The sequence below is a fragment of the Micromonospora zingiberis genome, assembly GCF_004331455.1.
Classification (GTDB): Bacteria; Actinomycetota; Actinomycetes; order Mycobacteriales; family Micromonosporaceae; genus Micromonospora; species Micromonospora zingiberis.
In genome coordinates, this window is record NZ_SJJR01000014.1 from 126552 (window position 1) to 140509 (window position 13958).

Consider the following 13958-nt stretch of genomic DNA (forward strand, 5'->3'; position numbering starts at 1 on the left):
GGGCGTCAACGCCGGAACGCCCCCGACAGGCGGGGGCGTTCCGGCGTGCTGGTCAGCTGGTGGGTTCGTCGGTGGTGGCGGTGATGTCGGTGCACTCTCCGGAGAGGATCTTGTTGGAGGCGGTGTCACCGCAGGCGCGGACACGGCCCATCCAGGCGAACCACGCTGGCAAGAGCCAGCTCACCATCGCCCACGTCCTGGGCCACGGCGCGGCAAAGTGCATGGGCCGGGTCAGGCGTGCTGGGTCGGGCCTCAGGGAGCAGCGGGTGCACCTCCAGCTCCACCAGGCGCCGCTCGGGTCGGCCGAGGTTCCACGGTGAGGTCTGCGGCGTCGGCGTGAGGCATGGGTCCGGTAACTCGCCGCCGAACTGGCCGCCGCCGCAGGCGGACGCCATCAGGTGGCGCAGCCGGTTGACCGTGCCGTTTCCGGGCGGGTCCAGCGTGATGGACGCCGCGTGGGGCTTGCCGCCGCCCCAGCTCGGCCGGCGACTCAGCAGCGCCGGCCCGGCCGTCACCACCACCAGCAGCGGCAACGGCGCGTCCAGATCGGCCAGGTCCTCGACGGCGTCGAGCAGGTCGTCGCCGGCCAGGTGCAGGTCACGCAGCAGCACCACCAGCGGCCGGGCCCGCGCCGCCTGTTCGAGTAGCAGCTTCCACGCCGCCAGGGTGTCCGGCCGCGCCGGATCTCCGGGGCGGAGCAGCGGCAGCAGCGCCGACACCAGTCGCTCGGACGTCGCCGGACGACCTGCCCCCAGCGACGTCCGTAGCCGCTCGCGCATCACCTCCGGTGCGTCGTCCGGGGCGAGCCCGCAAAGCTCGGTCACCAGTTCGGCCACCGCGCGCAGCGGGTCGTGGGGGACGATCCGGCCGTCCAGCACCCGGGGCCCGTCCACCATCCCGGCCAGCCGGTCGAGCAGGTCGTCGGACTCGCCGAGGACGGTCACCAGGTGCGGCGTGTTGCGCCGCAGCGTACGGTCCAGCAGTCCGCGTACCAGGGCCAGATCACTGTCGTGCTCGGGGGTGTGGCCGCGAACGCCGAGGATCTCCCAGGCCCCGTCCGCGGCCGGCGCGGCGTCGAACGCGTCGCCGGTCAGCTCGCGGGTGCGCGGGCAGGCCCACACCGTTCCCTCCGGCACGGCCGACAGCATCTGGTGGCACCGGTCGACCAGGGTGCCGCCCAGGGTCAGCCGGGCGTTCGGCTCGGTCAGCACCAGCGTCTCACCGGTCGCCACCGCGACCTGCATGACGAGATCGCGCCCCATCCCGTCGGTGAAGCAGTCGCGCAGGGTCAGCGCTGCCCGCACCGCACGTTCCTCGTCGCCGCCGTGGGCGGGGGGCCCGTCGAACACCGCGAGCGTCGCCGACCCAATGGAGGTGGCCACCGTTCCGCCCAGTTCCTCGATGCCTGACCGCACCATGCGGGTCGCCGCTGCCAGCTCGTAGTCGACGCGGACCGGATCGGCGGCGTCGGCGCAGCTGCGCACCCGCACCATGGCCAGCGTCAGGTGCGCCCGTCGCGGGTCGGAGGGCGCCCGGGGCGCCGGGATCGGCGGCACCGGAAGCGGATTTCGCACCACGGCGACGTCGCGGGCAGGCGCCGGGACGGAGGCCGGATCGAGGGTGAGGGATGGGTCGTGGGTGAGGATGGCGTGCTGGAGTTTCTGCAGCGCGGGGCCTGGCTCCAGCCCGAGGTTCTCGACCAGGGACGTGCGCAGGCCGCTGTAGACGGCGAGGGCGTCGGCGTGCCGCCCGCAGCGGTAGAGGGCCAGCATGAGCTGGCCGCAGGCCCGCTCCCGCAGCGGCTGGGCCTCGACCATGGCCTCCAGCTCGCCGAGTACCGATTGGTGCCGTCCGCAGGCGAGTTCGGCGTCGAACCAGTCCTGCTGGGTGTCCAGGCGGGCGTTCTCGACCACCGTTAGTTCCGGCCACGAGATGCCGTTTTCCACCAGATCGGACAGGGCGGTGCCGCGCCAGGTGGCGAGTGCCTCGCGCAGTGTGGCCGCGGCGCGTTCTGGCTGCGTCTTCTCGGCTCGGCCACGCTCGGCCAGTTGGTAGAAGCGGAACAGGTCCACGTCGGCCGGGTTGACCTGCAGGATGTAGCCCGGCGCCTGGGTGGACAGGCGCAGCGAGTCCGATCCCTCGGTCACCGACAGTGCGGTCCGTAGGCTCCACACCGCGTTCTGCAGGACCTTGCGTGCCGATGTGGGCGGGTCCTTGTCCGGCCAAAGCGCGGCGAGCAGCTGGCTTGTCGGCACCACTTGGTTGGCCTTGAGCAGCAGGAAAGCGAGGGTGGCGCGTTGCTTGATACCGCCGAGCCGAATCGGGCGGCCGTCTATCAGAACTTCCAGCGGGCCCAGAACTCTGAACATCATCTCCCCCTGATCCTGGCGGGGACGGAGCCTTCCGGCTCCGTCCCCGCCACGTCCCGCGGATGAGCGACGGTGCTCTCCGGGTGTGTCTGTTCTCGTTATCTGGTGCGACGACCGCAGGGGCGTCAGCTGCGGCTGGTTGCTGCCTCCTCCAACACTGGTTGCGTTGGCCCTGCCTGGGGACCCCGTACCAGCAGGGCGGTCACGACCGCGATCAGGACGGCGGCGGCCGCGCCGGCCCAGCCGACCGCGTTCATGGCGGACGTGAACGCGTCGCGGGCCGCCGCCACCAGGTCCGCGTCGCCGACTGCGAGCGCGCCGGCCAGGGACTCCGTCGCCTCCGCCGGTGTGCCGCCGGGCAGTTCCGACCGGTACACCGCGGCGCCCAGGCTGCCCAGTACGGCCACGCCCAGCGCCAGCCCGAACTCCATGCTGGTTTCCGACATCGCGGCCGCCGATCCGGCGCGCTCGGCTGGGGCTCGGCTCACCACCAGGTCGGTGCCGAGCGCCATCATCGGCCCGATGCCCAGGTAGATCACGATCAGCCCGGCGACCACCAGAGCCAACCCGTTCGGTCCGTCCACGAAGGCCAGCAGCAGGTAACCCACCGCCGAGACGGCCAGCGACGCCGCGACCAGCAGCCCGGGCGCGATCTTGCGGGCCAGCATCGGTGCGACGATCGAGGTCACGATCATCGCCACGGCCGACGGCAGCAGCCACAGTCCGGCGTGCAGCGGTGAGAGGCCGGACACCATCTGTAGGTACTGCGTGGCGAACAGGTAGACCACGCCGACCACGGCCAGGCCCACCAGGAGGGCGAGCAGGGCGCCGAGGAACGACGGCCGGGTGAACAGCCGTATGTCCAGCAGCGGGTCGGCCAGGGCTCGTTGCCGGCGTACGAACAGCACGCCGAACACCACGCTTGCCACCAGCGCGGCCAGCGCGCCGGCATCGGTGCCCTCGGTCGCGATCACCTTGAGGCCGTAGATGGCCGGTAGCATCGCGGCCAGCGACAGTGCCACGCTCACCAGGTCGATCCGGCCGGCCTGTGGATCCTTTGCCTCGGGCAGCAGGATCGGCGCGGCCACCAGCAGCACCACCATCACCGGTACGGCCAGCAGGAACACCGAGCCCCACCAGAACAGTTCCAGCAGCGCGCCGCCGATCAGCGGACCGGCGGCCAGGCCGGCCGAGAAGCATGCGGCCCACACGCCGATCGCCATGCCGCGCTGGGCCGGGTCCCGGAACATGGTGGTGATCAGCGCCAGCGTCGATGGCATCAGGGTGGCCCCGGCGACGCCGAGCAGGGCCCGCGCCGCGATCAGGACGGTGGGGTCGGTGGCGTACGCCGCCAGCACCGACGCCGCCCCGAACGCGAGCGCGCCGAGCATGAGCAACCGTCGGCGGCCGATGCGGTCGCCGAGGGTGCCCATGGTGATGAGGAAGCCTCCGATCATGAATCCGTAGATGTCGACGATCCACAGCGTCTGCGTTGCGGTCGGCCACAGATCCGTCGTCAGGTGCGGCAACGCGAGGTAGAGCACGGTCGCGTCTACCGACAACAGCAGCGTGGGTAGTGCGAGCACTGCCAGGCCGAGCCATTCCCGCACTCCGGCCCGTGCTTCCGTCCTTACCGACACGCCTGGTACCTCCCCTCGTGATGGCGGGTCTGTGTCCGCCGCTCAGGCACTTACTGGGACTGGTCTACGGGTGCGCGCAGCACCTCGAACACGGCGCCGAACCCGTCGCCCGCGTGCCCGCGTCGGATGGCCTGCTCGGCCCGGGCGTGCAGGAACTCCGGCAGGGCCGGGTCCACGCTCTGCGTACGGCTGGCGTCGACCAGGTGTTCGATGGCCACCGTCTGCATTCCGAGGGTGGAGTCGTTGTCCGGGTAGGCGCCGGTGTCGACCTGGTTCGCCAGGTTCGGCACCTCCGGCGCGATGACGTGCTCGAACCACGCCTGCGCGTACGGCAAAAACGCCGCTGCCGGTACCTTTTCCGAGGCCAGCAGTGCCGCCGAGTGCATGAAGCCGGCCCAGGTGGTCCACATCAGGCCGAGCAGGGCCACGTCGTACAGCGACGGCAGTCCCGGCTCTTCCCCGAGGTAGGTGCCCGCGCCGGCGATGGACCGCAGCGTGTCGGCGTGCGCGTCGTACACCTCCTGCGGGCCGCCGTAGAAGATCAGCGTCTCGTCCGAGCCGATCATCGACGGCACCGCCATGATCGCGCCGTCGATGTACTCGATGCCCTGTTCCCGCGCCCAGGCCGCGGTGGCCCGGGCGTCGCCCGGCGTGCCCGAGGTGAGGTTCACGATCACCCGGTCCGCCGACGCGTCGCCGGTGGAGTCGATGATCTCGCGCATCGCCCGGTAGTCGAGGACGCAGATCACGATCAGGTTGCCGGCCGACATCGCGTCGGCGACCGTCGCGGCCCGTACCGCTCCCTGGACGACGAGTTCGTCCGCCTTGTTGGGTGACCTGTTCCAGACCGTCGTCGGGTGCCCGGCGGCGAGGAAGGCCCGGGCCAGGGCCGAACCCATCGCGCCGAGGCCGATGACGGTGACTGGTGCGCGGCTGTCCGCAGCCATGGTGAATCCCCTCCTGTTTAACGGGTGTTCCGCGGGGTGGGCACAACTGGCCATCCCGCTCTTCGGACACTCTGCCGGTCGGCTCTCCAAGAACTCTCTCGGTCCGCTCTCACGCCGCCGGCCGACCTCTGCGCGGAGCAACTCCCATGACGCAGCGTGCGCTCCAGAACCCGTATCGTATGCGTCTATGCGCTTCGGCATTCTCGGGAACCTGGCCGTGTGGCCTGCGGACGACCGCCCGGCGCACCTGCCCGGTCACAAGGTCCGGACGCTGCTCGCGGTGCTGTTGGTGCACGAGGGGCGGACGGTGTCGGCCGACGCGCTGGCCGATGTGCTGTGGGGCGACGAGCCGCCCGGCAATCTGATCGGCGCCCTGCACACGACCGTGTGGCAGCTGCGCCGCGCGCTGGAGAAGGCCGAGTCCGGCGCGGGCACCCGGGTGGTGTCCCGCCCTCCGGGCTACCTGCTCGACGTGTCCGCCCACGATGTGGACGCCCGCCGATTCGAGTACCGGCTGCACCGGGCCCGCGCGGCCACCGACACCCGCGACCGCGTGTCGATCCTGGGCGACGCGCTCGCCGAGTGGCGCGGACCGGCGCTGGCCGACTTCACCGACGCCGAGTTCGCCCGCCCGGCCATCGCCCGCTTGGAGGAACAGCGGCTGACCGCCCTGGAGGACCGGGCTCACGCGATGCTCGAACTGGGTGAGCACAGTCTGCTGGTCAGCGAACTGGCCGACCTGGTGGTGCGCCACCCGCTGCGGGAACGGCTGCGCGCCGCGCACATGCGTGCCCTGTACGGCACGGGCCGGCAGAGCGAGGCGCTGGCCGGGTTCGACGAACTGCGCGACCTGCTGGCCGAGGAACTCGGGGTGGATCCGGGGGCCGAACTGGTCACGCTGCGGCAGTCGATCCTGGAACGCGACCCGGTGCTGGCGCCGTCCCCCACCCCGATCACCACCACCGCGCGTCCGGTGACCAACCTGCCCGCGCCGGTCAGTGGCCTGATCGGTCGGGACGCCGCGGTCGTGCAGGTACGGGCACTGTTGGAGGCCAGCCGCCTGGTGACCCTGCACGGCATTGGCGGTGTCGGTAAGACCAGCCTGGCGCTGGCCGCCGCCCGGCAGGTCGCCGACCAGTACCCGGACGGTGTGTGGCTGGTGGAGTTGTCCATCGTGGCCGCCGGTCCCGACGAGCCGGACCCGTTCTCCGCTGTCGCCGATCAGGTCGCCATCGCGCTGGGGGTGCGGACGACCGCCCGCGAGGACTGGTTGACCAGCGCCGTGCGGGCCAAGCAGATGTTGCTCGTGCTGGACAACTGCGAACACGTGGTGGCCGCGGCCGCCCAGCTGGCGGGCCTGGTCCTGCAGGCCGCGCCGGGGGTGCGGGTGCTGGCCACCAGCCAGGAGCCGCTGGGCATCGCGGGGGAGCGGTTGTGGACCGTGCCGCCGCTGGCGCTGCCCACCTCGTTGGCGCAGGCGGCCACGTCCAGCGCGGTGCAGTTGTTCGTGGCCCGGGCGACCGACGCCTCGGCCGGGTTCGTGCTGGACGACAACACCGTCGAGGCGGTGGACGCGATCTGCCGCCGCCTCGACGGCCTACCGCTCGCCCTGGAACTGGCCGCGACCCGGGTGCGGGCCCTCGGCGTGCACGAACTGGCGGCCCGGCTGGAGGACCGGTTCGCGTTGCTGACCCAGGGCATGCGGGGTGCACCGGCCCGACATCGGACTCTGCGCGCCGCCCTCGACTGGACCTGGGAGTTGCTCACCGAGCCGGAACGGGTGGTACTGCGACGCCTGGCGGTGTTCAGCGGCGGATGCCCGCTGCAGATGGCCGAGGACGTCTGCGCCGGCGGTCCGATCAGCCGCGCCGACGTGCTGGACCTGGTCGCCCGACTGGTGGATCGTTCGCTGGTCACCGTGACCGACGTGGCCGGGGTACGCCGCTACGGACTGCTGGAGTCCGTCGCCGCCTACAGCGCCGAGCGGTTGCGTGAGGCTGGTGAGGAGGCCGACGTCCGGCTGCGGCACGCCCGCTACCACGCGGACCTGGCCGAACGGGTGCTGCCGCATCTGCGCGGGCCCAGCCAGCGTCGCTGGCTGGAACGGATGGACGCCGAACGGGCCAACTTCCGGGCGGCACTGGACGCAGGGGCCCGGCTCGGCGCGGGCGGCCTGGCCTTGCGCATGGTCAACGCGTTGGCTTGGTACTGGTTCCTGCGGGGCCGGCTGGCCGAGGCGAAGCGGGCGTTCACCGTCGCCCTCGACGGCTCGCCGTCCGACGGCGGCTCCCCACGCGCTACCGCCCTGGCCTGGCAGGCGGGTTTCGGGCTGCGGGCCGGAGACGCCAGCTACGACCTGGACCGCTTCGACGAGCTGGAGAACGAGGTGGCCGACCCGGTGGACCGGGCCATCGTCCGGTGGTTCCTGGGGTTCACCCGGATCGGGTTCGGCGGCCAGGACAGCGCCGAGAAGTACCTGGACCGCGCGCTGGGCGAGTTCCGCAGCCTCGGTTACGCCTGGGGGACCGCGGCGGCGCTGGCCGCGCTGGCCACCCGCAGCATCCTGCGCGGGGACCTTGAGGCCACTCGCCAGTACGGCGAGGAGAGCGCCGCCCTCTTCCGCGACCTCGGCGACGGCTGGGGTCGGTTGCAGGCCACCGATGCCCTGGCATCGCTGGCCGAGGTGCTCGGCCGCTACGACGAGGCGGCCCGCCTGCACCGCGACGGGCTGCGGGTGGCCGAGGCCCTGGGGCTGTGGAACGAGGCGTCCACCAAGATGTCCGGGCTGGGCCGCATCGCCCTGCTCGGCGGCGACTATCCGCAGGCGCGTGAGCTGCATGAGCGGGCGTTGCGGCTGGCCGCCGAGCAGAGCTACACCTTCGGGCAGCAGTTCGCCGAGGTCGGCCTGGGCCTGGTCGCCCGCCGCGAGGGCCGCCTCGACGCGGCCGAGACGCACCTGCGGCGCTGGCTCGGCTGGTGCCGGCAGCTCGACGGCGAGTACGGCGTGGCGCTGATCCTGGCTGAACTGGGCTTCGTCGCCGAGCAGCGCGGAGACGCCGAGGCCGCGCTGCGCCTGCACCGTGAGGGCAGTGTGGCGGCGTGGGGGACCGGTGACCCGCGGACCATCGCGCTGTCCCTGGAGGGTGTCGCGGGCACCTACTCGCTGCTCGGCGACCACGAACGCGCGGCACTGCTGTCCGGCGCCGCGCAGGCGGTTCGGGCGGCGGCGGGCGCGCCGCTGCCGCCGGCGGAGCGCGGCGACGTCGACCGCATCGCCGCCCGCGGTACCAGCGCGGTGGGCGACGCCTTCGCCAAGCGCGTCGGCGACGGGCGGCTGATGGAGCTGAGCGAGGCCCGGCGGCTGGTCTTCGACGACTGATCGCCGCCGGGAGGGCGTTCATCCGTCGGTAATCGGCCGCCCTTCGCGTGCCCATTCGCCGGTGGGTGAACCGGCGATGACCGGACACGACAGGAACTCACGATATACAAGACCTGCCGCTCGCTGAAACTGCGCGGGCCGCGGATCTTCGATATCCGCCGGAACCTTTCCTGATCGGAGACGGTAAAGATGACTTCTTCTCCTGGCGCAGCCGAATTCGCGGACTCCTATCTGGTCGAGGTGCTGACCGAGTTCGGCCTTGCGCTGAAGTACGTCCGTGCCCGTGGGAACACCCTCTACTACCTGGCCGACGACGGCACCGAGGTCGGGGTCTTCGATGCGGCCAGCGGATTCGGCTCCCTCATGTTCGGCCACAACAATCCGGAAATCGTCGAGCACGCGAAATGGCTGCTCGACCAGCAGACCCCGGTGCACGCGCAGTTTTCCGGCTATTCCTTCGCGCTCAACCTGGCCGCCGAACTCAACACCGTCATCCGGCGCGAGTTGCAGACCGAGGACAAATTTTTCGCCCTTTTCGGTAACTCCGGCGCCGAGGCCGTCGAAATCAGCATCAAGCACGCCGAAATGGACCGCGGCGCACGTATCGCCGAGCTGAAGGCGGAGATCGACACGCACGTCGAGCAGGCGCGTACCGCCGTCGCCAACGGCGCCCGGGTGTCTGCCGACGCCGCCGCCGTGGTGGGCGGCACCGACTTCGACCACCTGGCCGCCGAGGTGGCCCGGCGCAACGCGCAGACCGAGGCCCGCCCGCCGCTGTTCCTGGCGTTGGAGGGCGGCTTCCACGGCAAGCTGGTCAGCAGCGTCCAGCTCACCCACAACAACGAGTTCCGGGCCCCGTTCAAGGCGCTCGCCGCGCAGGCCCGCTTCATCCCCCGCGACCGTCCCGAGCTGATCGCCAAGGTCGTCGAGGACGAGCGGAGCACCCTGCTCGACGTCACGGTCCAGGACGGCGTCGTCGACCTGGTCGAGCGCGATTTCCCGATCTTCGCGGCGTTCCTGATCGAGCCGATCATGGGCGAGGCGGGCATCTTCCCGCTTTCCGCGCAGCTGGCCGGCGCACTGCGCGAGGCGTGCGACACGTTCGGCGTGCCGCTGATCGCCGACGAGATCCAGTCGGGGATGGGCCGCTCGGGCACCTTCCTCGCCGGCACCCAGATCGGCCTCAAGCCCGACTACATCATCCTGGCCAAGGCCCTCGGCGGTGGGGTGGCCAAGCTCGGCGTCGTGCTGGTCAACGAACACCGTTACCGCAAGGACATCGAACTGATCCACACCTCCACGTACGGCCGGGACGGCTTCTCCAGCCGGCTCGCGCTGAAGGTGCTGCAGATGCTGGAGGCCGACGACGGCAAGGCGTACCAGCTGGCCGCCGAGCGGGGCGCCAAGGCCAAGGCCATGATGGAGGCGATCAAGGCCGACTACCCCGACGTCGTCAAGGAGGTCCGCGGCGTCGGCCTGATGCTCGGCTTCGAGCTGCACGACCAGTCCGACTCGTCGTCACCGGAGATCCGCGAGGCGGTCGAACACGAGGCCCTCGCCTTCGTCATCGGCGGCCACCTGCTACGCAAGCACCAGATCCGGATCTTCTCGACGGCCAGCAACCTGGAGACGATGCGCTTCGAGCCGTCCATCCACCTGTCCGACGAGGAGATCGCGCGGGTCGACGCCGGCTTCCGCGACATCTGCCAGATCTTGCGCGACCAGGACGCGAGCCGGTTCGAATGACCAGCCGGCTGAGCATCCCGGCCATCGACACGGCCGGACGTGACATCCACGGCGAGGGCGAGCGCCTGCGCGCCCTCGGCCGGGCCGTCCAGGTCAGGCTGCCCGGCGACGTGACCGCGTGGTGGGTCACCGACCACGCGCTGATCAAGCAGCTGCTCACCGACGACCGCGTCTCCCGGGACACCTACCAGCACTGGCCGGCCTGGGGTGGCGGCGAGAGCGAGCTGGCCCGCACCTGGTCACTGGCGATGTGGGTGGCCGACCGCAACATGATCACCGCCTACGGCGCGGACCACAAGCGCCTGCGCAAGCTGGTGGCCCGGGCGTTCACCGCACGCCGCACCGAGGCCATGCGTCCGCGCATCGAGGCGGTCACCGCCGACCTGCTGGCCGACCTGGACCGCACGCCCCCCGGCCAGGTGGTCGACCTGCGGGAACGGTTCGCCTACCCGCTGCCGGTGGAGGTGATCTCCGCGCTGCTCGGCATCCCCGACGAGATTCGCGGCGCGCTGCTGCGCACGGTGCACGAGATCATGGACACCGCCGCCACACCTGAGCAGGCCAAGACCAACGAGGTCGAGCTCTACCGGCTGCTGCACGACCTGGTCGAGATCAAACGTCGGCGCCCCGGCGACGACGTCACCACCGGCCTCATCCAGGCACACGACGAGGACGGCGGCGGGCTCAGCGAACGCGAGCTGGTCGACACCGTGCTGCTGATGTTCACCGCCGGCCACGAGACGACGGTGAACCTGCTCGACCAGACCATCGTCCTGCTGCTCACCCACCCCGACCAACGCGCCGCCCTGCGCCGCGGCGACCTGGACTGGGCGGACGTGATCGAGGAGTCGCTGCGCCTGCAGACCCCGTTTCCCAACCTGCCGCTGCGCTACGCGGTGACCGACATCGACCTCGGCGACGCCCTCATCGCCCAGGGCGACCCGATCGTCATCGCCTTCGGCGCGGGCAACCGCGACCCCGGCGTGTACGGCGACACCGCCGCGGAGTTCGACCCGCTGCGGCCCACCCGCCGCGACCACCTGGCATTCGGCCACGGCGTGCACCGCTGCCTGGGCGCACCGCTGGCCCGCCTGGAAGCGGCGATCGGCCTGTCCGCCCTGTTCGACCGGTTCCCGGACCTGCGCCTCGCGCAACCGGTGGACCAGCTGCGGCCGCTGGGCTCGTTCATCTCCAACGGTCACGAGACGTTGCCCGCACTGCTGACCCGAGAAGAAGGAGACACCCGATGAGCGAGGTGCTGGACGCGGTCCGCAACATCGTGCCGAGGCTGCGCGAGAACGGACTGGAGTCCGAGGAACGGCGCTGGATCCTCGACGAGAACACCGAACTGCTCGACAAGGCCGGCGTGTTCCGGCTGGCCGTGCCGAAGCGGTTCGGCGGCCTCGACGTACCACTGCCCGAGCAGGTCGCCGTGCTCACCGAGATCGCCCGCGGCTGCGGCTCGACCGCCTGGGCCGCCGTGGCGTGGGTGTCCACCGCCTGGATGGCGACGCTCTACCCCGACCAGACGCAGGAGGAGATCTTCGCGGGCGGCTCGGTACGCATCTCCGGCGGCTTCACCCCGACCGCGACGGCGGTCCCGACCGACGGCGGCTACCTGCTCAACGGCTCGTGGCGGTTCAACTCCGGCTGCCGGGGCGCCCACTGGGACCTGCTCGCCGCGATCCTCGAACAGCCGGACGGCACCGAGACCGAGGTGTTCGCGATGGTGCCGATGTCCGACCTGAGCATCGCCGACGACTGGCACGTCACCGCGGCCGCCGCCACCGGGTCGTCGACCACCACCGCCCGGGACCTGTTCGTACCCGCGCACCGTGTCGTCACCGGCGAGGAGGCGCTGACCACCGGCGCGCCCGGCCGCACCCCCACCGCGCCGGGCCGCTCCTACAGCCTGATCAGCTACGTGGTGGCCGAGTCGGCGGCCGCCTACATCGGCATGGCCCAGGCGGCGCTGGAGCTGTTCCTGGAGCGGCTGCCCGGACGGGGCCTGGCCTACACGTCCTGGACCGACCAGCGGCAGCACCCGCTGACCCAGCACCGGGTCGCGCTGGCCGCCAACAAGATCGCCGCTGCCGAGGCGCTGTCCGCCGCCTATGTGGACATGCTGCAACGTCGCGCCGACGCCGGCGAGGAACCCACCTTGGCGGAGAAGGCCGCTGTCCGCGGCCAGGCCGGCACGGCGATCCAGCTGGTCAAGGAGGCCGTACAGGACCTGCACACCATCGCCGGGGCGTCCGCGCTGAGCAAGTTCGCGCCGTTCCAGCGTTTCCACCGCGACCTGCTCGGTCTCACCACGCACGGCCTCATGTCCCCGGACATGAGTCTGGAGGTGCACGGCCGGGTCCTCGTCGGACTCGACCCCGAGACACCTTTCCTGTGAACCCATCCCGACGATTCGCACAAGGACGACACGATGAGTAACACCACAATATCCGGCCTGCCGTTAACCCGGCGCGGCGTCCTGACCGCGGTCACGGCTGCCGCCGCCGCGCACACCGTCCTGCGCCCACCGCCGGCCTCGGCGGCCCGTACGCGCAACGTGTACGACGTCATCGTGGTCGGCGCCGGCTTCGCCGGCGTCACCGCGGCGAGGGCTCTGCGGCGTAAGGGGCTGCAGGTGCTGATCCTGGAGGCGCGCAACCGGATCGGCGGGCGCACCTGGACCACCACGTTCGAGGGCGAACAGGTCGAGATGGGTGGCGTCTGGGTCGACCCGATGCAGACCCACGTGTGGCAGGAGATCGAACACCAGGGCGTCGGCCTCGTCGCCGACCCGGCGGCCGACCGGACCCTGTTCCCGACCACCACCGACTTCGGGTACTTCAGCCTGGAGGAGGCGTTCGGCCGGCAGGGCGAGCTGCTCACCCGGTTCTGCGAACGGGCACCCGAGCTGTTCCCGGACCCGACGAACCCGCTGGCCCGGGTCGACCTGCTGCGCCGCGTCGATCCGCAGACCATCCGCGACCGCCTCAACGCCCTGCGCCTGACCGACCTGGACGAGAAGTGGCTGACCGGGGCCACCGGCGGGCTCGGCGGAGGATCCGACCGCGGCGCGTACACGCAGTTCCTGCACTGGTGGGCACTGTGCAACTACAACGCCGACCAGTACTACGGCATCAACACCTACCGGCCGGCCAGCGGCATGGCCGACCTCGCACAGGGCATCCTGACCGAGGCGGCCGCCGACCTGCGGCTCAACTCGCCGGTGCGGTCCATCACCGACAACGGCCGCGAGGTGACCGTCCGCACCAAGACCGGCACGACGTATACCGCCTCCTCGGTCGTGGTCGCCGTCCCGGTGAACGTCTGGAAGACCATCGAGTTCGGTCCGGCCCTCAGCCCGCAACGGCGGCGCGCAACCAGCGAGACCTTCGGCGTGCCCACCGCGCAGAAGCTGTGGCTGCGGCTGCAGACCTCGCTCGGCAACACCTACGTGCACACTCCCGACGGCTACCCCGTGGACACCCTGGTGCCGATCAAGCAGCTCGCCGACAGTCAGCTGATGGTCGGGTTCAGCGGTGACCAGCGGCTCGACGTCAACAACGTGGCACAGGTCGAACGGGCCGTGCGACTGGTCGTGCCGGACGCGCGGGTGCTGGCCGTCAAGGGCCAGAACTGGGGCACCGACCCGTACGCGCGCGGCGGCTGGTCGTTCCGTCGGCCCGGCCAGCTGACCGGGCTGCTCAACGCGATCCAGTTGCCGCAGGGCCGGATCTCGTTCGCCACCAGCGACATCGCCAGCGGGTGGAGCGGCTACGTGGAAGGGGCGATGGAGTCCGGGCTTCGCGCGGCCGAACAGGTGACGCGTTACGCGATCAGGTGATCCCGTCCCGGCCGGTCCCGCCCGCGCCGACCG

Annotated in this window: 8 protein-coding genes; 5 read left to right on the plus strand and 3 right to left on the minus strand. The window is 71.4% G+C overall.

Going from position 1 to position 13958, the window contains the following annotated elements:
* Window positions 1-125: 125 nt before the first annotated feature.
* The 3 genes from E0H26_RS20155 to E0H26_RS20165 all read right to left on the minus strand — a co-directional run bounded on the left by E0H26_RS20155 (window position 126) and on the right by E0H26_RS20165 (window position 4956).
* Entirely contained in the window at window positions 126-2372 is a 2247-nt protein-coding gene (locus tag E0H26_RS20155) for an ATP-binding protein (RefSeq protein WP_131305924.1), read from the minus strand.
* Between the two features lie 122 nt (window positions 2373-2494).
* The gene (locus E0H26_RS20160; protein WP_165521929.1) at window positions 2495-4009 is read right to left on the minus strand and encodes an MFS transporter; all 1515 of its coding nucleotides are present in this window, start codon (window positions 4007-4009) and stop codon (window positions 2495-2497) included.
* A gap of 50 nt (window positions 4010-4059) precedes the next feature.
* Window positions 4060-4956, minus strand: a complete 897-nt coding sequence (locus E0H26_RS20165) for an NAD(P)-dependent oxidoreductase (RefSeq protein ID WP_131305927.1) — start codon at window positions 4954-4956, stop codon at window positions 4060-4062.
* A 187-nt stretch (window positions 4957-5143) separates the two neighbouring features.
* Between E0H26_RS20165 and E0H26_RS20170 the strand changes: the two genes are divergently transcribed.
* From E0H26_RS20170 to E0H26_RS20190, 5 genes are all read left to right on the plus strand, one after another.
* Window positions 5144-8335 (plus strand): AfsR/SARP family transcriptional regulator, encoded by a 3192-nt coding sequence (locus E0H26_RS20170; protein ID WP_131305930.1) that lies wholly within the window; start codon window positions 5144-5146, stop codon window positions 8333-8335.
* A 189-nt stretch (window positions 8336-8524) separates the two neighbouring features.
* Window positions 8525-10081, plus strand: coding sequence for an aspartate aminotransferase family protein (locus tag E0H26_RS20175; protein WP_165521930.1), 1557 nt, complete (start codon window positions 8525-8527; stop codon window positions 10079-10081).
* Window positions 10078-11331, plus strand: a complete 1254-nt coding sequence (locus tag E0H26_RS20180) for a cytochrome P450 family protein (RefSeq protein ID WP_131305933.1) — start codon at window positions 10078-10080, stop codon at window positions 11329-11331. The genes E0H26_RS20175 and E0H26_RS20180 overlap by 4 nt, the downstream gene beginning before the upstream one ends.
* Window positions 11328-12482 carry an acyl-CoA dehydrogenase family protein gene (locus tag E0H26_RS20185; RefSeq protein WP_131305935.1) on the plus strand — a complete coding sequence of 385 codons (1155 nt, stop codon included), beginning with the start codon at window positions 11328-11330 and terminating at the stop codon, window positions 12480-12482. Before E0H26_RS20180 ends, E0H26_RS20185 begins: the two co-directional genes overlap by 4 nt.
* 33 nt (window positions 12483-12515) lie before the next feature.
* On the plus strand, window positions 12516-13925 hold the full coding sequence (locus tag E0H26_RS20190; RefSeq protein ID WP_131305938.1) for a flavin monoamine oxidase family protein: 1410 nt from the start codon (window positions 12516-12518) through the stop codon (window positions 13923-13925).
* Window positions 13926-13958: the final 33 nt, after the last annotated feature.